The sequence below is a fragment of the Paenibacillus sp. Z3-2 genome (genome assembly GCF_054161325.1).
The window spans coordinates 1,790,865-1,814,315 of sequence record NZ_CP096397.1 but is presented as its reverse complement, the minus strand read 5'-3'; the positions used below and the strand labels follow the sequence as shown (position 1 = coordinate 1,814,315).

At 46.7% G+C, this 23,451-nt stretch carries 25 protein-coding genes; 7 read left to right on the top strand and 18 right to left on the bottom strand.

Annotation, left to right across the window (positions count from 1 at the left end; translation table 11 throughout):
- The first annotated feature begins 403 nt into the window (after positions 1–403).
- Positions 404–2,659, top strand: a complete 2,256-nt coding sequence (locus M1D71_RS08120) for an AraC family transcriptional regulator (RefSeq protein ID WP_458126030.1) — start codon at positions 404–406, stop codon at positions 2,657–2,659.
- Between the two features lie 128 nt (positions 2,660–2,787).
- Here M1D71_RS08120 and trmB read toward each other — a convergent pair whose 3' ends face one another.
- Together trmB and M1D71_RS08110 are read right to left on the bottom strand one after the other, a co-directional pair.
- The gene (trmB, locus tag M1D71_RS08115; protein ID WP_458126029.1) at positions 2,788–3,543 is read right to left on the bottom strand and encodes a tRNA (guanosine(46)-N7)-methyltransferase TrmB; all 756 of its coding nucleotides are present in this window, start codon (positions 3,541–3,543) and stop codon (positions 2,788–2,790) included.
- Between the two features lie 152 nt (positions 3,544–3,695).
- On the bottom strand, positions 3,696–3,896 hold the full coding sequence (locus M1D71_RS08110) for a hypothetical protein (RefSeq protein WP_458126028.1): 201 nt from the start codon (positions 3,894–3,896) through the stop codon (positions 3,696–3,698).
- A gap of 318 nt (positions 3,897–4,214) precedes the next feature.
- Between M1D71_RS08110 and M1D71_RS08105 the strand changes: the two genes are divergently transcribed.
- The 4 genes from M1D71_RS08105 to M1D71_RS08090 all read left to right on the top strand — a co-directional run bounded on the left by M1D71_RS08105 (position 4,215) and on the right by M1D71_RS08090 (position 7,957).
- Positions 4,215–5,168 (top strand): TIGR01212 family radical SAM protein, encoded by a 954-nt coding sequence (locus M1D71_RS08105; protein ID WP_458126027.1) that lies wholly within the window; start codon positions 4,215–4,217, stop codon positions 5,166–5,168.
- A complete protein-coding gene (locus M1D71_RS08100; protein WP_458126026.1) occupies positions 5,169–5,753 on the top strand; it encodes a class I SAM-dependent methyltransferase in 585 nt (194 codons plus the stop codon).
- A gap of 190 nt (positions 5,754–5,943) precedes the next feature.
- Positions 5,944–6,921, top strand: a complete 978-nt coding sequence (locus M1D71_RS08095) for a type I phosphomannose isomerase catalytic subunit (RefSeq protein WP_458126025.1) — start codon at positions 5,944–5,946, stop codon at positions 6,919–6,921.
- Between the two features lie 43 nt (positions 6,922–6,964).
- Complete coding sequence (locus M1D71_RS08090) at positions 6,965–7,957, top strand: alpha/beta fold hydrolase (RefSeq protein WP_458126024.1); 993 nt, start codon at positions 6,965–6,967, stop codon at positions 7,955–7,957.
- A gap of 128 nt (positions 7,958–8,085) precedes the next feature.
- Here the strand turns inward: M1D71_RS08090 and odhB are convergent, their stop codons facing one another.
- The 7 genes from odhB to M1D71_RS08055 form a co-directional block, all read right to left on the bottom strand.
- Positions 8,086–9,357, bottom strand: a complete 1,272-nt coding sequence (odhB, locus tag M1D71_RS08085) for a 2-oxoglutarate dehydrogenase complex dihydrolipoyllysine-residue succinyltransferase (protein WP_458126023.1) — start codon at positions 9,355–9,357, stop codon at positions 8,086–8,088.
- Positions 9,358–9,362: 5 nt separating this feature from the next.
- Complete coding sequence (locus M1D71_RS08080) at positions 9,363–12,236, bottom strand: 2-oxoglutarate dehydrogenase E1 component (protein WP_458126022.1); 2,874 nt, start codon at positions 12,234–12,236, stop codon at positions 9,363–9,365.
- A gap of 641 nt (positions 12,237–12,877) precedes the next feature.
- The gene (locus tag M1D71_RS08075) at positions 12,878–13,312 is read right to left on the bottom strand and encodes an NUDIX domain-containing protein (RefSeq protein ID WP_458126021.1); all 435 of its coding nucleotides are present in this window, start codon (positions 13,310–13,312) and stop codon (positions 12,878–12,880) included.
- A 54-nt stretch (positions 13,313–13,366) separates the two neighbouring features.
- Positions 13,367–13,852, bottom strand: coding sequence for a GNAT family N-acetyltransferase (locus M1D71_RS08070; protein ID WP_145319893.1), 486 nt, complete (start codon positions 13,850–13,852; stop codon positions 13,367–13,369).
- Between the two features lie 229 nt (positions 13,853–14,081).
- Positions 14,082–14,453, bottom strand: coding sequence for a YybH family protein (locus M1D71_RS08065; protein ID WP_458126020.1), 372 nt, complete (start codon positions 14,451–14,453; stop codon positions 14,082–14,084).
- Between the two features lie 28 nt (positions 14,454–14,481).
- Entirely contained in the window at positions 14,482–14,991 is a 510-nt protein-coding gene (locus M1D71_RS08060; protein WP_458126019.1) for an NUDIX domain-containing protein, read from the bottom strand.
- 232 nt (positions 14,992–15,223) lie between these two features.
- Positions 15,224–16,012, bottom strand: coding sequence for a DUF3891 family protein (locus tag M1D71_RS08055; protein ID WP_458126018.1), 789 nt, complete (start codon positions 16,010–16,012; stop codon positions 15,224–15,226).
- Positions 16,013–16,206: 194 nt separating this feature from the next.
- Here M1D71_RS08055 and coaA point away from each other — a divergent pair, with 194 nt between their 5' ends.
- Positions 16,207–17,136: a type I pantothenate kinase gene (gene coaA, locus M1D71_RS08050; protein WP_458126017.1), complete on the top strand. Its 930-nt coding sequence runs from the start codon at positions 16,207–16,209 to the stop codon at positions 17,134–17,136.
- A gap of 67 nt (positions 17,137–17,203) precedes the next feature.
- Positions 17,204–17,566 (top strand): DUF423 domain-containing protein, encoded by a 363-nt coding sequence (locus tag M1D71_RS08045; protein WP_458126016.1) that lies wholly within the window; start codon positions 17,204–17,206, stop codon positions 17,564–17,566.
- A 68-nt stretch (positions 17,567–17,634) separates the two neighbouring features.
- On the opposite strand, the gene M1D71_RS08040 is transcribed toward M1D71_RS08045, so the two are convergent.
- The 9 genes from M1D71_RS08040 to M1D71_RS08000 all read right to left on the bottom strand — a co-directional run bounded on the left by M1D71_RS08040 (position 17,635) and on the right by M1D71_RS08000 (position 23,386).
- Positions 17,635–18,186 carry a histidine phosphatase family protein gene (locus M1D71_RS08040; RefSeq protein ID WP_458126015.1) on the bottom strand — a complete coding sequence of 184 codons (552 nt, stop codon included), beginning with the start codon at positions 18,184–18,186 and terminating at the stop codon, positions 17,635–17,637.
- A gap of 24 nt (positions 18,187–18,210) precedes the next feature.
- Complete coding sequence (gene murI, locus M1D71_RS08035) at positions 18,211–19,011, bottom strand: glutamate racemase (RefSeq protein WP_458127199.1); 801 nt, start codon at positions 19,009–19,011, stop codon at positions 18,211–18,213.
- Positions 19,012–19,285: 274 nt separating this feature from the next.
- Positions 19,286–19,672, bottom strand: a complete 387-nt coding sequence (locus M1D71_RS08030) for a hypothetical protein (protein WP_458126014.1) — start codon at positions 19,670–19,672, stop codon at positions 19,286–19,288.
- Between the two features lie 26 nt (positions 19,673–19,698).
- Positions 19,699–20,169, bottom strand: coding sequence for a GNAT family N-acetyltransferase (locus tag M1D71_RS08025; RefSeq protein WP_458126013.1), 471 nt, complete (start codon positions 20,167–20,169; stop codon positions 19,699–19,701).
- Positions 20,166–20,885, bottom strand: coding sequence for a GNAT family N-acetyltransferase (locus M1D71_RS08020; protein ID WP_458126012.1), 720 nt, complete (start codon positions 20,883–20,885; stop codon positions 20,166–20,168). The genes M1D71_RS08025 and M1D71_RS08020 overlap by 4 nt, the downstream gene beginning before the upstream one ends.
- Positions 20,886–20,887: 2 nt before the next feature.
- Positions 20,888–21,259: a hypothetical protein gene (locus tag M1D71_RS08015; RefSeq protein WP_458126011.1), complete on the bottom strand. Its 372-nt coding sequence runs from the start codon at positions 21,257–21,259 to the stop codon at positions 20,888–20,890.
- An 89-nt stretch (positions 21,260–21,348) separates the two neighbouring features.
- On the bottom strand, positions 21,349–22,233 hold the full coding sequence (locus M1D71_RS08010; protein ID WP_458126010.1) for a serine/threonine protein kinase: 885 nt from the start codon (positions 22,231–22,233) through the stop codon (positions 21,349–21,351).
- Complete coding sequence (locus M1D71_RS08005) at positions 22,230–22,808, bottom strand: N-acetyltransferase family protein (RefSeq protein WP_458126009.1); 579 nt, start codon at positions 22,806–22,808, stop codon at positions 22,230–22,232. Before M1D71_RS08005 ends, M1D71_RS08010 begins: the two co-directional genes overlap by 4 nt.
- Positions 22,805–23,386: a DJ-1/PfpI family protein gene (locus M1D71_RS08000; RefSeq protein ID WP_458126008.1), complete on the bottom strand. Its 582-nt coding sequence runs from the start codon at positions 23,384–23,386 to the stop codon at positions 22,805–22,807. Before M1D71_RS08000 ends, M1D71_RS08005 begins: the two co-directional genes overlap by 4 nt.
- Between the last annotated feature and the right edge of the window lie 65 nt (positions 23,387–23,451).

The following is a 23,451-nucleotide window of genomic DNA, read 5'->3' as shown; positions in this document are numbered from 1 at the left end:
CGATCCCTCCCGAATTTCTTGCGGCGCTACGTGGTGGAGCTCTCTTTTTATTGTAGATGCTCGCTTAGCTCACGAATACTGAAGCTTACCGTCACAAAATGAACGATTCTGCGAAATGAAATATGAACAAACCGAACGAACCATGAAATGAACAGACATCCACACACATCCGTTCACAAATGTTGATATCGTGCATAGGCTAAACCTGGTGAACAATTCAGCGAAAGTTGAACTTTATGTAGAGAAAGCAGGCAAAACCGCCTGTCCAATATTGATGTAAACGCATACATAATATATAATTCAAGATACTCTTGCTCTTCTGCGCATCGTATATGAAGTCTGGCTTAGGTTATGAAGTTAACCGTTGTTCACCTATACAGGGAGGTCCGAGGAGGGGAAGGCAATGCGTAAACGTTCAGAGGACAGTCAAAAGGTCTTCACACGGATTCTGATTGGTATTATTATCAGTACCGTCGCTACCTTGCTTGTGGCTTCTTCCATTTTGTACGTCAATTATAATCGGATCGCTCTTCGCCAGGTATATCGGACAGATATGAACAGTCTTACTCAAGCAAGCCGTGAAGTGGCCAAAATGACCGAGACTGCAAAATCATTGTCATATCAGATTTATCAGGACTACACCATCTCTGCATTGTTGCTCTATTCCAAACCAAATATCTATGAAATCACATCGGCGATGAAACAGCTCGACAACTACCGAATGTCCCTTCCCTTTATTGAATCCATCTATGTATATAACTCCAAAAGTAATGAATTTTTTATCAGCTCCAACGAAGTGCGCAATGGGCAGCAGTCCATCTCGGAGATTGACGACCAGGGCATTACTGGAATCCTCCAGCGCTTTCATGACTATAAACCGTTTGTTCCCATCCCGCGTACATACCAGGTCGGCTCTACCGAAGCAACAGAAGTTAGCAGCTATACCTACCTCTGTTATGACACCATTAACGACAACGCCAAACTAAACTATGCGGTCATTGTGAATATCAAGGATGACTGGCTCAGCCCGAATATGAATGCTGTGGATCAACCAGGCAAGACCTTTATCGTGAACGAGAACGGAGATCTGTTATCTGACTTTGGCAACCGTGCATTGATGAATAATCTCTACAACGAAGCTTTTATGCAGCCGATTATGCAGGAAGCAAAACAGTCCGCTTACTTTACCGAGGAGGTCGATGGAGAAAAATCGCTCATTACCTACACCGCTCCCGATAATCTAGGTTGGCGCTATGTAAGAATAACGCCCTATGATCTGATTACCTCAGATATACGGAGCATGCGCACACATACTGTTCTGTTTTGTGTCGCACTTCTCATTGCAGGCGTGCTGCTCTCTTACCTCGTCTCCCGAAAACTATATCATCCCATTGATAAGGTGCTGGTTCGTTTGCGTGTGATGGAAGCGGAGCGTCGTGGCAGTCTTCATCTTTTGCGGCAGGATTTTCTGCGAGGGGCACTGCAGGGCCGTGAAACAGTGACTGGCGGCATGCTGGAAGAACGAATGAAGTTTTACGGTTCCTCAATTGATGTTCAGCGTGCATCCCGGCTGGTATTGTTGCGTATTGACCATTTTACCGAATTCAATGAAACGTATCGTGACGAGACCCAGCTTGTAAAATACGCCCTGATGAACATCTGCACCGAAACAGCGGATCTCCACTACAACGCGGAAGCGGTGGATATGGGCGGCGACCTGATCACACTCATTTTTAATGAAAAAGAAGAAAGCCCTGAACTTGGGCAACCCGCCCCTAGCCGGATCGAAGAATTGCTGCGCATGATGCAGGCCGCCGTGATGACACACCTGAAATGCTCCATCTCCTGTACCATCGGCACGGAAGAACGTTCATTAGAAGATAGTATTGCTTCTTACACCAGATCAGCCGAAGCTTCACTTCATCGTTTGTTCATGGGAGCGGGCTGTCTGATCTATACCTCTGACATCATGGCTTATCACGCCAAAGAATACGCATTCCCCGCAGGTAAGGAAAGGCAACTTGTCGATTATCTAATGACAGGCAAGACAGGAGAAGCCAAACAAGTCTATGCAGACATTGTCGGCGAAACAGCCGCATATCCGTTTACCGTCTTCCAACTAGCCTTATCCCATCTGACGATGACACTAAATCATGTACGAAATACGCTCAAGAAGAATAATCAGCTTACGCTTGATTCTGTCTCCGATGGTTTAATGCTGCCTGTTAAAGACGCTGAGGACATCAGTGAGGTACATGAACACTTCTATCGGATGTTTGATGAGCTTGGTTCCAAAGTTGAGGAGAAACGTACACTGAAGCATGAAGAGTTGATTCGTAGAATCAATGGCATTATTGAACGGGACTATGCAGACCCTAATCTCTGTCTAACCTCTATTGCAGATGAACTGGGCATGTCGCCAATCTATGTGAGCCGGCTCTACAAACAACTCACCCTGAAAGGGCTCACCGATGTGATTAACGAAACTCGTATAGCCAAGGCCCAGCATCTATTGGTGGAGACGGAGAACTCCGTTGCCGACATTGCTGAGAGAACCGGATTCACCAACAGTTCCTACTTCTACCGCATGTTCAAGAAGTTCAACGGCGTTACCCCGAACGATTATCGCCGCAAAGAGTTCCATACAGAGAACTTTTGAAAACTTCTGAGAACATATAAGACATGAGTTAATGGATCATTGTGCAACGAGCGTCAACGAAAAAAAGAGCGACTGATGAGATGAATGGTTCATTCTCATCAGTCGCTCTTTCTTGTATGAAGTTAATTTTATTCCTGTTCCTGATCTTCGCCAGACTCATCCGAAGCTTCACGAACTTTATACTTGTCCAGACGTGTCTGTTGATACTCACGTAAAGCCTCTTCACCAACAATTACTTCAACCCGGTGAATGTTCATCCCTTTACCCATGAATTTCTGCTCGTACTCTGTCATCACATGCTCTTCGTTCAAGCCATCACGATGCAGGTTCAAAGACAGGTTGGTCATTTGCAGGCCGAAGTCGGCAATTGCGTTGAGTGAGAAATCGAACAGCGTCTCCGAATCGGTTTTGAAATGAATCTGTCCTTTCGGATTAAGCAATTCCGTATATTTTTTCAGGAAGCGTGGGTGCGTCAATCGACGGCGAGCATGCTTGGCTTTTGGCCAAGGATCACTGAAGTTCAAATAAATGCGTTCCAGTTCTCCCTGTTCGAAAACTTCCTCAATCTGTTCAATATTCGCCAGCGCAAGCTTCAGGTTCGGTGGTGTCTCCACATCAGCCTGACTCCATGCATTACGAGCTTTCTCACTGGCACGACGGACCAGCTCATCATACATATCAATTCCGATAAAATTAAATTCCGGATATTTATAACTCATTTGGCTGATAAATTGACCTTTACCCATACCAAATTCCACGAAGATCGGATGGTCATTGCCAAACAGTTCAGCCCATTTTCCTTTGTGCTGCTTGGGGTCCAGTACAACAAGATCGACTTGTTGCTCCAGATTTTCTCTTATCCCTTTTCTGCCACGTAAACGCATTTTATTCCTCCGTTTGTCCCATACTTGTCTCAGACTTATTTTGCCGAAGAACTGGCAAATTGTAAAGAGCAATGAAAAGGGAATCTTCGGATCTGCCACTTTGGGCAAATCTCAAAGATTCCCTCTTCGATTTATTTGGAATTGGGGTCCAACTACTTTAGTAGTTCATAGTCTACCTTATCTTGGTGTGAAAAATCAAATGTCTTTTCGAAAGCAACGCGAACTTTTTGTCTTGCAGCCGCTTTCACTTTCGGATTTCCATTAAAACGAACACCTGTTAAGGCCAGTGCTTCTTCTGGCGTCAGTTCAACAGACACATGATTCAGTTCTTTGTTTTTAACTTGGGAATTCATTCATATCACCTCACGGTATAGTATGGTCCATGACGTCAACATTGATGCAAATGCTATGATGAATAATACCCATTAGATGGTGTCTGACGTTGATTTAAATATAACACAAGGTGTAAACTATAGCAAGGAGAAAACCTTGATTTTACGGCCTATTTTTACGTTTCGATTCCCTTTTTTTTCAGTTTTTTGATACAATGATAAAAGTTCATGAAGACACCTAAAATCGCTATCGATCGTCATTGACGGAAATCGCATAGCGCTTCTATTTTTGTTCCCGTATGATTACTGTAATTCGACAGCCAAAGGAGTACCCTGAAGATGAATGCACCTGCATTACAGTCCCCTCTGTTGTGGGGAGATAAACGATTCCATACCTGGAATTATGAGATGCGAGATCAATTTAACAATAAGGTTTTCAAAGTGATGCTGGATGCTGGATTCACCTGTCCCAACCGTGACGGTTCCATTGCCAAAGGTGGCTGCACCTTCTGCAGTGCGCGTGGTTCAGGCGATTTTGCTGGCAGCAGACGTGAAGATCTGGTCACCCAGTTCAATACGATTCGAGATAAACAGCACCTAAAGTGGCCTACAGCTCATTATATTGGCTACTTCCAAGCCTATACGAACACGTATGCTCCAGTTGAGGAGCTGCGCGAATATTTTGAAGAAATTCTAGAGCAGCCAGGTGTTGTTGGTTTGTCCATCGCCACTCGCCCGGATTGTTTACCAGATGATGTTGTTGATTATCTGGCTGAACTCAATGAGCGCACTTACCTATGGGTCGAGATGGGGCTTCAAACCATCCATGATTCCACATCAACATTGATTAATCGGGCACATGACACCAAGTGCTATGAAGAGGCCGTTGAGAAACTGCGCAAACGAAATATACGTGTGTGCACACATATCATATATGGTCTGCCTCAAGAGACGCATGAGATGATGTTGGACACTGGGCGGGCAGTCGCCAATATGGATGTACAGGGAATCAAGATTCACCTGTTGCACCTCATGCGCAAAACACCAATGGTGAAGCAGTACGAAGCTGGTCTTCTACGTTTTCTGGATCAGGACGAGTACATCAAGCTGATTGTAGATACGCTGGAGATGCTTCCACCGGAAATGATTGTACACCGCCTTACAGGCGATGCACCGCGTAATCTGCTGATTGGACCGATGTGGTCTCTGAACAAATGGGAAGTGTTGAATTCCATTGATCGTGAGTTGCGAGAGCGGGACTCATGGCAAGGGAAGTATTGGAGGCGAGCATAGATGGGCTTCCTTTCGGTTCTCAGCTGTGCCCATCAGTGGATTGCTTCCCGTCTACAGCCTGGTGATCTGGCGATAGATGCAACAGTTGGCACAGGAGCAGACACGCTATTTTTGGCACAAAAAGTAGGCAGACGTGGTCAAGTGATCGGATTCGATATTCAAAGTGAAGCCCTCACCCTGGCACAGGCCCGAATTCGAAAACAAGACGACGAAGCGAAGCTTGGCTCCATCTCCATGCTTCAACTAAGCCATGATCGAATGGCAGAAGCTGTGCCTGAATCATGGGTTGGTGCGGTTGGCGCGGTCATGTTCAATCTGGGTTACCTGCCTTCAGAGAGTGCTGATTCTTCCATTATAACCGAGACAGACAGCACAATCGCTGCACTCGAGGCTGCACTGGCATTATTACGTCCTCGCGGAATCATTACGGTTGTTCTCTACCCCGGTCATGACGGTGGCTCACAGGAAGCGGAAGCCGTATTGAAATGGTCCTCTGCCCTGCCGGTAGAACAGGCACAGGTCGTGATGTATCGCCAGTTGCAGCGAGAAACTTCGCCTTTTCTGATCGGAATCGAGAAAAAATAATTTCCTTTGTTCACCAAATACAATAAACTAGACACAATCGCAAGGTCGAGCCAGTACTGACTTTCTTTTACTGCGATCTGTGTTCTACATAAACATATGCAAACGTATTCACTTGTTTGTACATGGGGACTACTTGCCCATGACTGATTAAAGCGATCCATCATTTCATATACTAGAGGAGAGATTACTGATGTCTACGCCATATCCATTACAATTCCAACCTGAATTCAAAGAACGTGTGTGGGGCGGTCGTGCTCTGGAGCAATTCGGCCTTACGCCCCCTGAAGGACATATTGGTGAAGGATGGATGATTGCAGATCATCCCAACGGTACAACCAAGGTATTAAATGGAGCACTTGCTGGCAAAGGTCTGGATGAAGTTCGCGAACAGCTGGGCACCGAATGGCTCGGAACGAAAGGTGTTTCCGAGAAAGGTGGGCGTTTCCCCCTTTTGATTAAGTTGCTCGACTGTAATGATGATCTATCCGTTCAGGTTCATCCAACAGATGAGTACGAGGCACTTCCTCCTGGCGAGCTTGGCAAAACGGAAATGTGGTATGTACTGGACGCGAAACCGGGCGCACACATCATCTATGGCTTAAATGACGGCGTGGATCGTGCAACATTGAAAGAAGCACTGGAGAACGGTACAGTGATGGATACCCTCCGTCAGGTCCCTGTTGAAGCTGGAGATACGTTCTTTATTCCTGCGGGAACAGTACATGCCCTCTGTGCGGGTGTAGTTGTCGCTGAGATCCAGCAAAACTCGGATACGACGTACCGGATCTACGATTACAATCGTCCAGGGCTCGATGGCAAGCCACGTGAACTGCATGTTGAAGATTCGTTGAATGTAACGGCCTATGAGGGCGCAGGTGCTTCAACGATGAAAACAAATAACGCCACTCCTGGTGAATGGCTCAAACTTGCGGAATGCCCTTATTTTGTGGTGGAAAAAGGGATTGTAACGGATCGTTGGGAACTCTCCACAAGTCCTGACAGCTTCACGATTCTCGTTGTCTGTGAAGGCGCTGGAACACTCTCGTGGGCTCATGCTGAATCAGACAACATTGAATTGAAGGCTGGGCAATGTTATCTCTTGCCAGCCAATCTGGGTTCTTATACATTAGATGGGAATACGACTGTTCTTCGCTCTTATCTGCCATAAATCAACTTTTTATATGTAACCTGTGAAGGAGGAATTACACGAGATGCAGGAATCTACCTTTGCCTTGGTCGGTAGTGAAGGTACCCGTATTCATGTGTACCGCTGGCTTCCCGATCCGGAATGTAACGTGAAGGGCGTAGTGCAAATTGCACATGGCATGGGTGAGACCGCGGCCCGATACGCCGAATTTGCCGAATTTCTCACCAGACACGGCTACGCGGTCTATGCTAATGACCATCGGGGCCATGGCAAAACCGTGGAGAGTGCCGCTCTGCTCGGTAATGCTGGCAACGATGCCTTCCGCTGGATGGCAAGTGATATGATCAACCTGGGCGAAGTTGCCGTCAAAGAGAACCCCGGAGTGCCCCTGTTTCTAATGGGACACAGTATGGGCTCGTTCTTGGTACAGCATCTCATGTACGCTGGTCATGAGCAGTACCATGCCTTTATTTTATCCGGGACGAATGGCAGACGCGGTCTCCTACGGTTTGGAGAGAAACTGGCTTACTTGCAGTGTGGCATTCAGGGGCCCACTCATCCCAGCATGCTGCTCAACGCGATCGTATTTGGTGGATTCAACCGCTCTTTTCGCCCAGCGACGACACCGTTTGATTGGCTGTCACGGGATTCGCAAGAGGTTCAACGGTTTATTGATGATCCCCTGTGCGGAGCGGTCTGTACAGCAGGATTTTTCCGCGACTTCTTCAAATTGCTGCTGGAAGTACATCTCCCACACAATATGGAGCTCATACCCAAACATAAACCCGTATATCTGTTCTCAGGCGAGAAAGACCCTGTTGGACTTCATGGCAAAGGCGTTCTTAATCTGGTCTCCCAGTATAAGAAGCTTCACCTGGAGAATATTGAGTATCATCTGTATCCGGGTGGGCGCCACGAAATGCTGCATGAGACGAACCGGACCGAAGTGGCGCAGCACGTTCTGAACTGGCTGGAGCGGAATACACCTGACTCTAGTGAATACCACCGAGCAGTGAGCAGTGCAGCGAGCCCTGCTGCGATATCTGAATCTATGTAAGTAGTCATTCCATAACAAATAAAAGAAACACAAGAAGCCCCTGAATTGGATGTACAGCAAACGCTGCGCTCCAGTTCAGGGGCTTTCTAGTATACGATATGAATAATAGCTAGGTTATAACTTATGGATTATCCTTCAATCAACAGGGATTCCGGGTCTTCCAGCAGTTCTTTCACGGTCACAAGGAAACGTACCGCTTCACTGCCGTCGATAATCCGGTGATCATAGGACAACGCGATGTACATCATCGGACGGTTCTCCATCCGTTCTGCATCAATCGCCACTGGACGAAGCTGAATCTTATGCATACCCAGAATACCCACTTGAGGTGTATTCAGGATTGGCGTAGACAACAAGGAACCAAATGTTCCGCCATTGGTAATGGTGAACGTTCCGCCTTGAAGATCAGACAACGCCAGTGTGTTGGAACGAGCTTTGGATGCCAGGTCTGCGATACTCTTCTCGATCTCAGCAAAGCCCAGACGATCAGCATCACGTACAACCGGTACAACCAGTCCTTCCTTCGCAGATACGGCGATACCGATATCATAATACTTTTTGAGCACAACATCTTCGCCATCAATCTCTGCGTTGATGGTTGGGAACTTTTTCAGAGCACCCACAACCGCTTTGGTGAAGAAGGACATGAAGCCCAGGTTAATCTCATGTTTCTCTTTGAACTTGTCCTTACGGCGTTTACGTACATCCATGATGGCTGTCATATCTACTTCATTAAACGTAGTCAACATGGCTGCAGTCTGCTGAGCCTCTACCAGACGTTTGGCAATCGTAGCACGGCGACGAGACATCCGCTGACGCTCTACCGGCTTGGTATAGGTGGAACTTCCAGCTGCCGGAGCACTTGGTGCCGCTGGAGCTTTAGTTGCAGGTGGAGCAGCAGGAGCAGGCGCCTGATTACTATGGCTCTTCACATCATCCTGATATACCCGTCCAATCGGATCTTTGCTCTGCACCTGATCCAGCTCGATACCACGCTCACGTGCAAGCTTGCGAGCGGACGGTGAAGCCGTCTTGGCACTATCAGATGACTCTGGCGCTGCGGCAACAGATGCCGATGGTGTTGGAGCTTCAGGTCCAGGTGCAGCAGCCCTTTTCTCTTCCGTTGCTGCCGGTTCGGAAGCGGGTGCACCGCTTCCTCCTCCAGATCCAGCGGAGAGTGTACCGATCGTTTCACCGATCTCTACGGTCTCTCCTTCCTGACGAATGATTTTCTCCAGCACACCACTTTCTTCTGCGCTGATCTCGATATTTACTTTATCCGTTTCCAGTTCAAGAAGCACATCGCCCTGATTAACGGGTTCTCCTTCTTTGACCATCCATCTGGATACAGTTCCCTCAGTTATAGACTCACCCATTGCAGGTACTTTAATTTCACTCACAGCTGTTACCTCCCCAGTGGAATATTATTCTTCGTCGTTTGCTTCAACGCAGATGTAAGAATCTGTTGCTGTTCCATACTATGCACAAGCTGATAACCGCTGGAAGGACTTGCATGTTCCGGGCGACCTTCGTATCTAACGGTTGTGCCTTCCGGGGCGACTTCACGAAGACGAGGCTCCATGTATGTCCAGGCACCCATGTTTTTGTTCTCTTCCTGTACCCATACCAACTCTTTTACATTACTGAAACGTGCGAGTACACGTTTGATCTCTTCTGCCGGGAACGGATACAACTGTTCCACACGGATAATGTGAAGCCATGACCGATCTGCTTTATCTTTTTCAATAGCATCTTCCAAGTCGATGGCAATCTTGCCACTGCACAGAATAATGCGCTCTACACGATCCGGCTGTGTCCCCAGTCCAGCTTGCTCCAGCACAAGCTCAAACTTGCCTTCACTGAATTCGACTGCTGGTGATGCAACACGCGGATTACGAATGAGACTTTTCGGTGACATCATCACAAGTGGACGAGCATCTTCCGTTTCAGTCAACGAGGCTTGACGACGCAACAAGTGGAAGTACTGGGAAGCACTCGACAAGTTGGCAACCGTCATATTGTCTTCTGCACACAATTGCAGGAAGCGTTCCAGACGAGCACTTGTATGCTCAGGTCCCTGACCCTCATTCGCATGTGGCAACAACATCACCAGACTGGACTTCTGAGACCACTTGGCGCGGCCCGCTGATACAAACTGGTCAAATATAACCTGTGCACAGTTGGCAAAGTCTCCGAATTGAGCTTCCCAAATGACCAATGTATCTGGTGAATATACGTTATAGCCGTATTCGAATCCAACGACGGATTCTTCAGACAACGGACTGTTATAGATCGCAAAGGATGCTTTTGCCTGTGGCAAGTGATGCAACGGACAGAACTTCGCTCCGTTCTCCGAGTCATGCAGTACCAGATTCCGATGAGCGAATGTAGCGCGCTCGGCATCCTGTCCACTAATCCGAATCGGTTTGCCATCTGCCAGAATGGTTGCGAATGCAAGTGTCTCTGCAAGGCTCCAATCCACTTTTTCGCCTTCATTCAGGGAAGTGCTCCGGCGCTGCAAAATCCGCTGCAACTTCGGATACACATTGAAATTCTCAGGCCATTTCAGCAGATCAGCATTAATGCTGCGCAGATTCTCAATCGGTACCGCAGTAGGCGTAATCGTAACAGCTTCCGGCTCGCTGATTTTCCGCTGGTAATATTCATGTACTTCATTTTTCTTCATCTGGTCATAAGCTTCTTTTAACTTGTTCATAACTCCATCGCGAATGCTCGTAATGGAAGCATCATCGATAACGGATTCCTGCTTCAAATGATCCTGATACAAGTGACTTACCGTTGGGTGGTTCTTCACCTTGTCATAGACGATAGGCTGCGTCGTTTCGGGATCATCGGTTTCATTATGGCCGTAACGACGGTAACCGATCAAGTCGATCAGGAAATCCTTTTTGAAACGATTACGATACTCTGCAGCCATTCGAATGGCTGCAATACAAGCTTCCGGATTGTCCGCGTTCACGTGTACAATCGGAATTTCGTACCCTTTAGCAAGGTCACTTGCGTAGTACGTTGAACGGGAATCACTGCTATCTGTAGTGAAGCCCAGACGATTGTTGACGATAATATGAATGGTTCCGCCATTCTGATAACCTGGTAAGGCCTTGAAGTTAAGCGTCTCTGCAACGATCCCTTCTCCAGGGAATGCTGCATCACCATGCATCAAAATGGTGGCTGCTTTCGTTACGTCCTGTTTCGGATATCCAGGATCACGGCGGTCATCTTGAGCCGCACGCGCAAACCCTTGTACAACCGGATTAACATACTCCAGATGGCTTGGGTTATTGGCGAGGGTAAGGCGGGCCTGTACGGTTTCACCGTCTTTTACAAAACGGTTGGCACCCATGTGATATTTGACATCCCCCGTCCAACCATAGTTGATTCCGGTCGAACCCTCCGATGGAACCATGTCTTTGTTCGGAGCATGATGAAATTCAGAGAAAATTTTGCTGTACGGTTTACCCAAGACATGAGCCAGTACATTCAACCGCCCACGGTGGGCCATCCCCATCAGAATGTGGCTAGATCCAGCTTCTGCCATGATGCGAACTGCTTCATCCAGCATCGGTACAAGCACATCGTTACCTTCGATGGAGAAACGTTTCTGACCAACAAACGTTTTGTGAAGGTAATCTTCGAATTGCTCAACTTCAACTAACCGTTCCAGCAACTTCTTGCGTTCCTTCGGCGTTAGCGGGGCCGGTGATGTCCGAGATTCCGCACGACGGTTCAGCCACTCACGCTCTTGAACTTCGTGCACATGACTGAATTCATAGGCCATGGGACCAGTGTAGATCTGACGCAAGCGTTGGATTGCATCCCATCCGGTTGCTGTCTGCCCATCTGCACCTTCCCAGATCAGGGAAGCAGGTAGAGCTTTCAGATCTTCTTCATTTAATTCAAAATGCTGAGGTTCCAGCAAAGATGTATCTGTATCTTCACTGATTCCAAGCGGATCTATGTCTGCAGCAAGATGACCATAGGTACGGATATTCCATACCAGTTTCCCCGCTGTAACCGCTTTCTGTAATAGTTGAATGTCTACGTTTCCGGAAGCAGATTGGGCGTTGCCGGAATTCGAAGTTGTGCGTGCATCCCTGCCAGACATCGGCGGTGCACCCCATTGTTCAAATAGTTCCCGATAGGCCGGTGTAACCGAACCAGGGTCTTGAGTGAATAATTCATATTGTTCCTGTACGTATCCCATATTGGGGCCATAGTAACTTTCCCAGGGCTTCTTGTTGCCTTCCACGATCGTCATCGACGTTCCCTCCGTCTTGATTTAGTCATAAGTTTTTGACGGAAATCATTGACTAAGCCGTAATTTGCGTTCGTTCAACATTTTAAGCGAAATTTTTCATGAAGTCCAATAATCGTGCTGTTGGTGGTAGTAACGTTAGTCCGACGCTCCCGTCAAGGTTTGTCTGCGTTTTCAAAATCATAGTAAAAAAATGATTGTATATACCGTCGCACAGATGTCGAATACTGTCCTGATCCGTTCGAAGGTTACACCTTCTCCTCTTTTTCAAGTGAAGTCCGTGTTCTAATATCTATTCTATAAACTTTTACGCTCAGGAGCATTTCCTATTTTCAGTCCAATTGATGCATAAATTAGATGAATCGAATAAATCGAGCAATTTGAGCAGAACAATGAACACTTCATTACATCAAAATAGGCATTGGCTCCCCATTTTACCTCCTTTATTGAATTGTGGTCCATCGCGGGCAAAAACAAACCATCAAGTTAAATATTAACCAATTGGCATCACATTCAACAAATAATTGGATTTTTCTGATTTTTCTTCAGGAGAACATTAGAAAAAAGCTGGCCCAGACAAGAAATATCCGAGCAGCTTCTTTGGAAACAACAAGTTGAGTTAACAATATAATTGATGATGCGCATCAAGCTCTACTTTGACTAATCATATACTCTGCAAACGGCGTTAGAGACAGTTCTCTAACCTGCTCCAGTGTAAACCAGTCCGCGCCTAACGAATCTTCACCATCGGGTTCCTTTTTGATATGATTCGGCTGACTGGCTGCGGTCAAAGCGACATCATACAACATCCCGATATGGTGCAGCTCTTCCGGCTCACCTTGATGCACCCATTCCAGTAGACTAGACTCCGCAGAATTAATCACCAATTGTAGATGGGTCAGGCCGGTCTCTTCTTCAATCTCACGATGAAGAGCATCCTCTGGATGCTCACCAAATTCCAGCCTTCCGCCTGGTAAATCCCATTGCCCCTGATATGCTCCGCGAGCCTTATGAATCAACAGGAATTGGTGCTCCCAAGCGACCAAGCCATATACCCCAATATGTGTATACCGTTTCAATTAGATCTCTTCCCCTCGTCCGTAAGATGTTACCTTACTTCTAGCGAGTACTTCCTATTTCTTTTCATCCTCTGTAACAGCATCCAGATCTATGGCCATACGGATCATATCCACACAAGGGATACCGTCCTCTATAATCTCTTCCTCATAATGCCTTACAAAGAAGTCTCGGTCGACCCCAATAATACGGAAACCGCAACGTTGGTATAACTTCAATTGATGAAAGCTTGAATTACCTGTACCAATCTCGAGAATCCGGCAGCCCAGTCTCCGTGCAGCTTCCATCGCTTCTTTAATCATATGTTTGCCTACACCTTGTCCCTGCAATTCTTCCTGTACGGCAATATTAACAATCTCCGCAGTCTCTGGACGAGTCTTCAACAATACGAACTCCCCAACCATCTCTCCTTCATACTCGGCAATAAAACAAACACCCCGGCTCAGGTATTCATCAACAATCGCTTTTGAAGGATCAGCCATCAATAAGAGTTCATACGGTCTCTCTTCTTCCCAGTCCAGAATTCGGAACGACAATTTCATGCCAATCTCCACCTTTTCATCGTACAATATTCATTTACGTCCTGTTTGCAGAAGCCTATGTATGGCAAATCTACAAATATATCATTCACGTCCGATACTAGTTCACTCAATTTATTAACCAAATATTACTCGCAGACCAGTCATCTCCCATTAAATAGTAAACTTCATTATATCATAATATCTGGATATAAATATATAGATTTGGATGATATATTATGAGGCATTATTTTTACTCCTCACCCAAGCTTAAATGCTCATGGATTAATTTCCATTCCCCATCAACCCCAGCAACAAACACATTCGTAGCCCGACCTTTTCCATAAGCCGGTTCTCCCTGATAGATTCCTTTCCAGTGGTAGGTATAAATACAAACTGCCTGATCTTTGCTAGTCGTAATCCACTTAACATCTTCAGCACGATATACTTCTTCCTTGACTGTCTCCCAGGCGTTCTCAAAATAAGCCCGAATTTCGTTTGGGGTAGTACAAGAGGTTCCCGTAAACCAATATACTGCATTTGGCGATAACCATTTGCTTACTTCATCAAACTGATGTGTATTCGTCGCCGCAATGTATCCTTCCAGGGCATGCTGGTATCCCATGATTTTTCCTCCTCCTGACCGTATTGGCTTATCTAACTTCACTCTGTTCAAGAACCGAATCGCTATACACCATAAATGTCTCTTGCAGGGTACGTCCGGATGACTTCTCCCAGATCACGCTCCGCTCAAAAGTGCCTTTTTGAAAAAAACGGGGAACACGCTCAGCAAACCAATCCTGCATAGGTAGCTCAGACACCTGCTTCATTGGCACCCATAACAGTTCGCCTTCTGGCGGATCTTGCAATAACTCGCCCACGAATGAAGTCGCTAGATAGTTAAATACCATATACCTCAATCCTTGTTCGGGATCACAGAACTCATCAAGTCCTTTATATGTAATCTCATTCACCGCCAGCCCTGTCTCCTCCAGAACCTCCCGCACAGCACCATCCACGATACTCTCAGGAAAATCTACCTTCCCCCCAGGAGCGATGTATCCCGGAAAACCTTTGCGATCCGGCCGATTCATCAATAACACCTGATCATTCTTTTTGTCCCAGACCATACACATCGTTAATATCTCTATTCTGGTATTCATATGTGTCCTCCCCGCTAAGTGCTTTTCTAAGTTGTACACTAACATTTCTGGGAATAACATGTGTTTTCCTTCTTTATTCCCACTCTGATTCATCGGGTATTTTCACCGTTCTCTCAGTATCGTCCACGATAATATATGAGCATACGAAAGGCGGACACCCTGTAACATCAGAAGCCCGCCTGTTTTGTGATATTCTATGCTGTTTATACCTCAAGCTTGGAAGTTGACGTTCTTAGCTCAATTCCGTAATCAACACCCGACGTTCTTTCCATTCAGCCCGGCGATAAGCCTGTTGCATACCGAATTTACGGATACTTGCCTTTGGTACCGATTTGTAAGGTAAAACGACCGTAAAGTCCTCATCAAACGGAAAATACGACAGGCCTACTTTTTCATTGGATAACCACTCCGCCTGAATCGGTTGTCTGGAACAGGCATCAAACGTACAACTAAGCCCCTCTGCAAAAAAATCATATCGCGCAGCAGGTGTTCCTGGTTCCTCCATACAGAGAAACAGACTGAGCTGATCACAGAAAAGCATAATTTCCACATCGCTTTGCAGCCTTCGTTTCAGCGCTTCAGCATCGTCACCCAGCTGATTCTCCAAAATCAACTGACGTTCGCGTTCTTCCTGCAGATACTCTCGGATGTCATCATCATCCTGAGCATTGGCCCCCAGATTTTTCTGAAACAGCTCCGTATACATCAAGCTGCACAATAATCCGGCATAGAGGTTTTTCTGCCGAACCTCTTCAATGCCTTTATGGTAGAATACAAAACGCGGACGCAGCGGAAAATCACGAAACGAATAAGGCGATTGACTGTAATCATTCCAGAACGGTGACGAATCCAGTTCGATCCAGCCCCGATCATGTTCTTTGGCCGCCAAGACTAGCTCATCCCGATGCGCGGGATCGGCAAGCAATTCATTTTTCCAGTGGGAAGCCATCTCGCCGGCCACTAATCCATGCTCATGCTGTGCGGTCAAAACAAAATCATGCTCTCTCTCATATACGATCATTTGCTGTCACCCTTCCGCATGGTATACGTTGACTTTAACATAAATTGGGTTAAACTTTCCTATAAGTTGCTTTTTGCTCCAATTTAACGAAAGGCATCATGGAATGGACAATGTAAATGTGTTGTCAGTTTCCTGAAATTTGGTACACTAAGGGTTGTGTCCACGATAATATTACATACAGAAAGCGGGATCTCATGAATTCATACTCTCCTTACATCGAGTTTAACCGCAAGGAATGGGCTGAACTTAAAGAACATCAGACCACTCTTCCACTGACGGAAGCCGAATTAGAACAGTTAAAGGGATTGAATGAAGAGGTATCGATTCAAGAAGTCGAAGATATATATCTGCCTCTTACCCACTTTATTGACTTATATGCAAGAGTTTCTCGAGATCTGAATCGACTGACGGCCTCCTTTATGAAAAAAGAAGCATCCCCTACTCCTTACATCATTGGAATCGGGGGAAGTGTTGCCGTGGGCAAAAGTACTGCTGCCCGGTTGCTTCAGGCGTTGCTCGCCAGAGGCAAGAACAGACCCAAGGTTGACCTGGTCACAACCGACGGTTTCTTATACCCCAATGCCGTGCTGCAAGAGAAGGGCATCATGAACCGCAAGGGGTTCCCGGAAAGCTATGATATCAAATCCCTGATTCAATTCATGGGCGATGTGAAATCAGGCAAACCTGAAGTGAAAGCACCGGTCTATTCTCACCTCGCCTACGATGTCATTCAAGGGGAAGAGAAGCAGATCTGTCAGCCGGACATTCTTATTATTGAAGGCATCAATGTGCTTCAGATCAAAAAGGAAACGCCCTTGCTGGTCAGTGATTTCTTTGATTTCTCCATCTACATTGATGCGGAAGAAGAACATATAAGACACTGGTACGTTGAGCGTTTTAAGTTGCTCCGTAATACAGCGTTTCAAAACACGGACTCCTTCTTCCATCAACGATTCGCCAATATTGATGAAGAGGAAACCGTTCAGACAGCCAACCAGATCTGGCAGGATATCAATGCCAAAAACCTGCATGAAAACATTTTACCCACCAAAGGACGGGCCAGATTGATTCTGAAAAAGGAAGCAGATCACTCCATTGGGCAGATTCAATTACGCAAATTGTAAACAGCATTCGGGGAGGACGACACTGTGGTGTTGTACCTAATTACCCTTAAAAGGAGAGAAAAACACATTGCAAACCCTGATTATCCTCGGCAGTATTATGATGTTCTTGGCTGTCGCTTTGGGTGCATTCGGCGCACACGCGCTCAAGCGCAAATTATCCGCTGACATGATCAAAATCTACGAAACCGGTGTTCAATATCACCTCATCCACGGACTTGGGATCATCCTGATCGGACTGCTGGCAGACCGTCTCGAATCCTCTTCACTCGTCATGCTTGCCGGATGGCTGTTGTTCGCGGGAATTATCCTGTTCTCTGGCAGCCTGTACGCATTAAGTGTAACGGGTGTTCGCAAATTGGGGGCCATTACCCCACTTGGCGGAGTCGCATTTCTGGCTGGATGGGTAATGATCATGATTGCCGCATTGTAAACATGCCCATAGATAAACGAAAAGAGTGTTCTGGCTGATATCCTATCGCTGGAGCACTCTTTTGTTGTTCAATCTGTCCAAATTCTGCGAATGGTGGGCAGCTCTCCTTCTGACCTTTGTCGCTCCAGCACATACACATCCGGGTTAGAGAGTTTGGTCCACTCTTCATAGCCAAAGGATGGTTCATATTGGCGTATAAGCAGAGATAACAAGTTCCCATGCGTAACCACAGCTCCGTGCTGTTCCGGTCTGCTCCACAGCTCTTCCAGTAATGCCATTCCTCTTGCAGCCGCAGCCCTTGAAGATTCCCCACCTTCTTCTACCCAATCCACATCGTCATATGTACGTTTCAGCACATCCATCCAGTTAGACAGATCCAGGGAGCTGAGTATTCTCTCCTGGAGACGTTCATCCGTATGTATATGTTGCAGCGTTGCTATGCCCAGTGGCATAGCCGTCTGTACGGCCCTTTTCCATGGACTGGATACAATGTACGTTATGGTATGATGAGCCAACATATTGGCAAGTTTCTCAGCCTGCCTGAGCCCTTCATCGGTAAGCTCTGCATGGGGTTCCTGCCCAGTCGCTTTGGCGTGACGGATAAGATAAATGGACTGCATGGCTGTCACCTCCTATGGTGTAACCTACATGGAACTCTTCTCAAGATATTGGAGTGCACCGTACATCTTCTCCTGCTCTTCAGGTCGGCCTGATGAACTGAGGAAAGTGACTTGTTCCCCTGTTCTGCCTACATGCTGACCCACCAATTGAAGCCGCTGCTTCAGGTGGTTGACCGTACCTGTACTGCCATCAATAATCTGTATATGATCTGGCAAAACCGTTCGCAGAATGGACGTATAGAACGGATAATGCGTGCAGCCAAGCACCACTGTGCCATACCCATGAAGATCGAGATCTGCCAGCTTCAACCGGAAATAATCAGCAATTTTGCTCGGATCAAAATCCAGCTGTTCACACCACTCCACAAGTTCCGGCAGCGCAATGGAATCCACACTATGGTGATCATCAACACGCGATACCAGTTCGTTATACTTGGATTGGCTCAAGGTGAGGGCCGTAGCAAATACAAGCACTCTCTTCCCGCTATCGCGATTCATCTCCACGGCTGGTTTCACCGCAGGCTCCATGCCAATGATCGGAATATCATACTTGGCGCGCAGATCCCTAACAGCCAGACTGGTCGCTGTATTACAAGCAATCACAATGGCTTGAACATCTTCCTGAACGATTGCTTCCACGCAATCAAAAATATGGCCCCTGACCTCATCCGCAGACTTGGTTCCATAAGGAACATACCTGGTATCCGCATAATACAGGAATTGTTCTTCCGGGAATTGTTGCAATGCCTTATGCAAAACGGTTAAACCACCGATGCCTGAATCAAAAAATGCAATTTTCTTAGTCAAGGATTTCACCTCTATCATGTATTCTTCTGGGTTCAAGAACCTCTCAATGCTGCTCATGCTGACTGGAGGTGAGGTTTGTACTTCCGGCTCATCACACACTACAGTGCTTGACGACTTGCGGGAATCATTCCGGTTACGGATCGTTCTTCTGATCGCTGTTGTCTCCAAATTTTCTTGAATAACCTTATAGATGTATAAATTCGGAGACAAAGGCGAACGCTATCGCTTCTTCAGAATCGATTCCGCCCCCTCCATTACTTCCGCTAAGTCAGATACTATAGATGATGAGCCATTACTCTACGTTCATCTTATACTGCCTGAGCCAGTCCTTGCCACTATGCCACGCCTCTACAGGGTTATGCTCTCCAAGCAATTCAGTACTTGCCTGAGCCATAATCCATTCCTTAAGACCGTTATCCGGACTGGATTCGAGCTGCTGTAGCAGGAAGTGCATTCCTGCTTCACCCGTGTTCAGGATATCCTCGTAAGCCTCCGGATTACCAGCAATATAATCATTAGGATTGCTGCTGGTCATGAGGACAGGGTCGTGAACCATCTTCTGCAGGTTGCTTTCAATTGTTGCTGATAACACTTGTTCTTCCGTCCGAGTCGAACACGCTGTCACCATCAATGCAGTGCATAGTGATACCAAGCCGAGAATCTGTCTCCTACGATTCACCGTCCCACTCCTTTCAACAAAGAGAGTTATAGAGCAAGTTCCCATTTCTCCTCGGTAAGCTCTTGACCTGACAAAACCTGCTTGCGGACTTCCTTCACTTCAAAGCCCACAGATTGATATAATCTGCGTGCACCATCCAAGGACGCGTTGGTCCACAGAATCATGGAAGTATAGTTCTTTACTTTTGCAAAAAGAACGGCCTGTTCAATAAGCTGTCTCCCCCATCCTGCACCTCGTGCTGAAGGTTCAATCAGAAACCAGCGCAGTTGAGCTGTATTTTCATTTACCTGAGTAAGACCTATGGAGCCGAAAGCTGACTGATTCAGCTCAACAATCCACAACATCTCCTTTGAGTAATTGCCCGTAAGTCCAAACGAATTCACCGCATTCGTGATAAATTCAGCAAAGCTATCATCATAATTATACTCTTTTCGATAAATACGGATATGCGCTTCAATGACATATTGCAGGTCCTTTTCTACAAACGTGCGGATCACTGTACATTACACCCACTTTTCGAACCAAAGGTTGTGATACTGAAATCCACACCAAACTGAATTAACCCCAGTTTACGGGCAACATGCTGTGAAGCAAGATTATCCCACGAAGTACTGTAGATCGGCACGCGTCCACTCTCCCTGACATAATACTGCCAGCATTTTACCGTCTCCGCTGCATACCCATGGCCTCTAAAACCCGTTGCAGTATACAAGCTCGCCTCTGTACCATGACTGGAGACCCTTGCAGAGCAGCACACTGCCACAGCAGAATCGTCAATAACATAAGCGGCAACAGGCCATTTTTCGTGCACGTGATCCGTTAATTCCGGGAGATGCTCTGCCAGCATATAACGCTGCTCCTGACCAATTAGTTGTACGTTCCGATTCCAATCGCCAGATGTCTCAGGAAAAGCATAGGCTGGTCCCATCCACACATGGCTAACTGGCTCAAAGGTTTCCACCTTCCGAATCAGTTTCGGAATATCCAATGGAAGCTCACTATCCCTACCTAACTCATCCGTTAGATCCGGCGGTAACTGCTCATGGTAATAGATTAGTGAACCGGCCGAAGTCATGCCGATAAAAAGGGCTGGAGCCTTCCCACCACCCGGCTCGTTAATACTTAGAAGACGTTGTTGCTCGTTGATCGTATATAAAGTGCTCGCCTGTATCTTCAACATCTCCATAGGCGACAGGTTCGATTTTGGAACCATATCTATGAAGTCAACCTTTGCAATAATCGTTCGCCTACACTACCTTTACCCGTTTCCTGCTGCTCCAGAAATTCGGGCAATTCACGTAAATCAGTCGGACGATATCCAGCCCCGCACCCGCAATTATGATAGGTAAAGCCATGACGATACAGCATCATCACTTTGGTCCATTGTTTGGTATCATTTTGCTTCGGAGCCTGGAAATCCTGTCCCATGCTAATCATAGATGAGGCACATTGCGGGCACTTATATTCAAGCTTTGCCACCACTTCAGGGCTCAGGTCATGTCTGGAAACTTGTTTAAATGATTTGCGACAGTTGAAACAGGCATAGATGTCCTTATATGGTCCTGACATGGCATATCTGCACATCATCTGCACCTCCCAATTAATTTCCATTATACGGGATTTCCAGTGCGGATACGACTTGATTTTGCACATTTGCGAAAATTATGCCACTCCACTTATTCATCTTGCATCGCTGCTTGTTTCCAGGCCTCACCAAGTTCCGCAATCGTTGCGTACCGCTGGGACCGATCGGCGTTCACTGCACGCTTGGCAACCTGATACAATGCTTCTCCAACATCCCATCTCGCATAAGAACGATCTTTCTCCCCGCCAAGCAACCCGAACGCCATGGCTCCCATATTGAATACATTGGTAACCGCATCTATGGGTGCGCCTAGCTCAAACTCTTCGGGAGACATAAAGCGGGAAGACCCCCACATACGTCCCATGGTATTGGTAAAAGAGCCCTTCCGATACAGATCAATATCGCAAATTTTCATCAAGTGTTTGTCAAAATCATAGATCAAACTGCCGTCATACAAATCAACAGCCACATAACCTCTCCGTTCCACCTCGATATGAAAATTCAGAATCTGCTCCATTGCCTGAATACGTGTCTGCACTGGGAGTTGTCTGAACCGATAGTAGGGCGAACGCGGATCTTCATATTTGGCCGGAGGCGGGAAATACCAGTGCGAGTGCAGACATTCCCCATCCACCCAATCGAAGACACAGGTATAGCCCTCATTCGTTGCAAAATGATCCGTTAGTCGAATCAACGTGTCATGCGCCAGATCCTCATAGACGGAAACAGATGATTTCAGATTACGAATGGCTTCCGGGGGACTTCCCGTATGATTCGCATGAATTGTATGTGCTCCCGCATACTTAACGAACAACTTATTTCCATCCTCCTGCACGATCCCGAAGCTAAGGTTCCCTGAATCCTGCTGATCGAATACGCGAAAGGCCGTACCCAAGGGCTGTAACCAATCGAAAGAATGGGCTTCTTTTATGACAAACGAAACACCGTCGATCTCAAGTTCAACCTGATCTGTCATAGGACACCTCCTGTGTTAACATCATCATCCAATCTTGAGTGCTCTGTATAAAAGTAATTCATATGCGCCTCATCATATCCCTGACCATGGACTTCCAATGCGTTACGCTCGATGCCGTAGACTTCAAATCCATATCGCTCATATAAACGTCTGGCTGATTCATTCGTTGTAACAACACTCAGATTAATCTGCTTCATGTCCTCCAGATGCCTTCCCCGATCCAGAACCTCGCGGAGCAAACGCGAAGCCAGCCCACATCCCCGATATTGCGGAGCAACATAGACACCCCAGATCATGCCTTTGTGCCTGAGTTTTAGGCCGTACTCCCTTTTGAAACCCATCATTCCCGCCAGTGTTCCTGCTTCTGTGTATGCTCCCAGAATATAATCATCCGGTTCATTATGTATGCGCTCCTGTACTTCACTCATGGGGAGTTGATTGGACAACTCGAACGAAGCCCCGAAGGCTTCAGGATGTGTTTTCAGTGCTTCCAGTCGCAAAGGCCAGTAGAGGTCTGCTTCATCCCGCTGAATATTGCGAATGATATAGGTCTCTTGCTCTCGATCTTTGTTCATTCTTCGACCACTCCCTGCATCTGATAAGGGTAATCGATCTGAAGTTTTACATTCGCTGCCGCTTCCTGTCCTGCAAGCAACCCAACAACATAAATCCCCAGATCAATAGATGTAGCTACCCCACCGGCAGTAATTACATTTCCATCTTTTACAATCCGCTTCGGAATCACCTCATCGACATACGGCTGAAGCAGATCATATACCTGAGGATGTGTCGTTGCTTTTTTGCCGGATAAAAAACCAGCCGCACCCAGCAGCAGAGAGCCTGTGCACACCGAAACCTTCAAAGGCACAGACTCAGCCTGTCTCAGCCAGCCTACAAATGCCTCGTCATACCGCAGCTTACGCGTTCCCATGCCTCCCGGGATAAACACGAGATCATAATCCGCCAAGTCAGGCTTCACTCGGTCCACCTTCAACGTTAAACCAGACTCATCCGTGACCTGATCTGTCATTGCACAAGTTTCCCACGTCGTTCCTTTGGTTTGTTCAAAGAAATTCAACCGATTGATCACATCATAAAATCCTGCAAAGTCAAGAAAAGTCAGTCCATCAAACAAAACGAATGCAATTTTCATATGAAAAACCTCCGTGATTTTTATTTCGAAGCTTTACGAACCTTATCACGTTCCATTACTTCCTT

Coding starts and splice junctions, on each gene's coding strand:
- M1D71_RS08000 (WP_458126008.1), bottom strand. CDS start 23,386: ATGAAAATTGCATTCGTTTTGTTTGATGGACTGACTTTTCTTGACTTT.
- M1D71_RS08020 (WP_458126012.1), bottom strand. CDS start 20,885: ATGGTTCCAAAATCGAACCTGTCGCCTATGGAGATGTTGAAGATACAG.
- M1D71_RS08015 (WP_458126011.1), bottom strand. CDS start 21,259: ATGATGTGCAGATATGCCATGTCAGGACCATATAAGGACATCTATGCC.
- M1D71_RS08060 (WP_458126019.1), bottom strand. CDS start 14,991: ATGAATACCAGAATAGAGATATTAACGATGTGTATGGTCTGGGACAAA.
- M1D71_RS08065 (WP_458126020.1), bottom strand. CDS start 14,453: ATGGGATACCAGCATGCCCTGGAAGGATACATTGCGGCGACGAATACA.
- M1D71_RS08080 (WP_458126022.1), bottom strand. CDS start 12,236: ATGACGATCGTGGAAGGCAACAAGAAGCCCTGGGAAAGTTACTATGGC.
- trmB (WP_458126029.1), bottom strand. CDS start 3,543: ATGCGTTTACGTGGCAGAAAAGGGATAAGAGAAAATCTGGAGCAACAA.
- M1D71_RS08110 (WP_458126028.1), bottom strand. CDS start 3,896: ATGAATTCCCAAGTTAAAAACAAAGAACTGAATCATGTGTCTGTTGAA.
- M1D71_RS08005 (WP_458126009.1), bottom strand. CDS start 22,808: ATGAACAAAGATCGAGAGCAAGAGACCTATATCATTCGCAATATTCAG.
- murI (WP_458127199.1), bottom strand. CDS start 19,011: ATGATAGAGGTGAAATCCTTGACTAAGAAAATTGCATTTTTTGATTCA.
- M1D71_RS08055 (WP_458126018.1), bottom strand. CDS start 16,012: ATGATCGTATATGAGAGAGAGCATGATTTTGTTTTGACCGCACAGCAT.
- M1D71_RS08090 (WP_458126024.1), top strand. CDS start 6,965: ATGCAGGAATCTACCTTTGCCTTGGTCGGTAGTGAAGGTACCCGTATT.
- M1D71_RS08010 (WP_458126010.1), bottom strand. CDS start 22,233: ATGACAGATCAGGTTGAACTTGAGATCGACGGTGTTTCGTTTGTCATA.
- coaA (WP_458126017.1), top strand. CDS start 16,207: ATGAATTCATACTCTCCTTACATCGAGTTTAACCGCAAGGAATGGGCT.
- M1D71_RS08095 (WP_458126025.1), top strand. CDS start 5,944: ATGTCTACGCCATATCCATTACAATTCCAACCTGAATTCAAAGAACGT.
- M1D71_RS08100 (WP_458126026.1), top strand. CDS start 5,169: ATGGGCTTCCTTTCGGTTCTCAGCTGTGCCCATCAGTGGATTGCTTCC.
- M1D71_RS08040 (WP_458126015.1), bottom strand. CDS start 18,186: ATGCAGTCCATTTATCTTATCCGTCACGCCAAAGCGACTGGGCAGGAA.
- M1D71_RS08070 (WP_145319893.1), bottom strand. CDS start 13,852: ATGAAATTGTCGTTCCGAATTCTGGACTGGGAAGAAGAGAGACCGTAT.
- M1D71_RS08105 (WP_458126027.1), top strand. CDS start 4,215: ATGAATGCACCTGCATTACAGTCCCCTCTGTTGTGGGGAGATAAACGA.
- M1D71_RS08120 (WP_458126030.1), top strand. CDS start 404: ATGCGTAAACGTTCAGAGGACAGTCAAAAGGTCTTCACACGGATTCTG.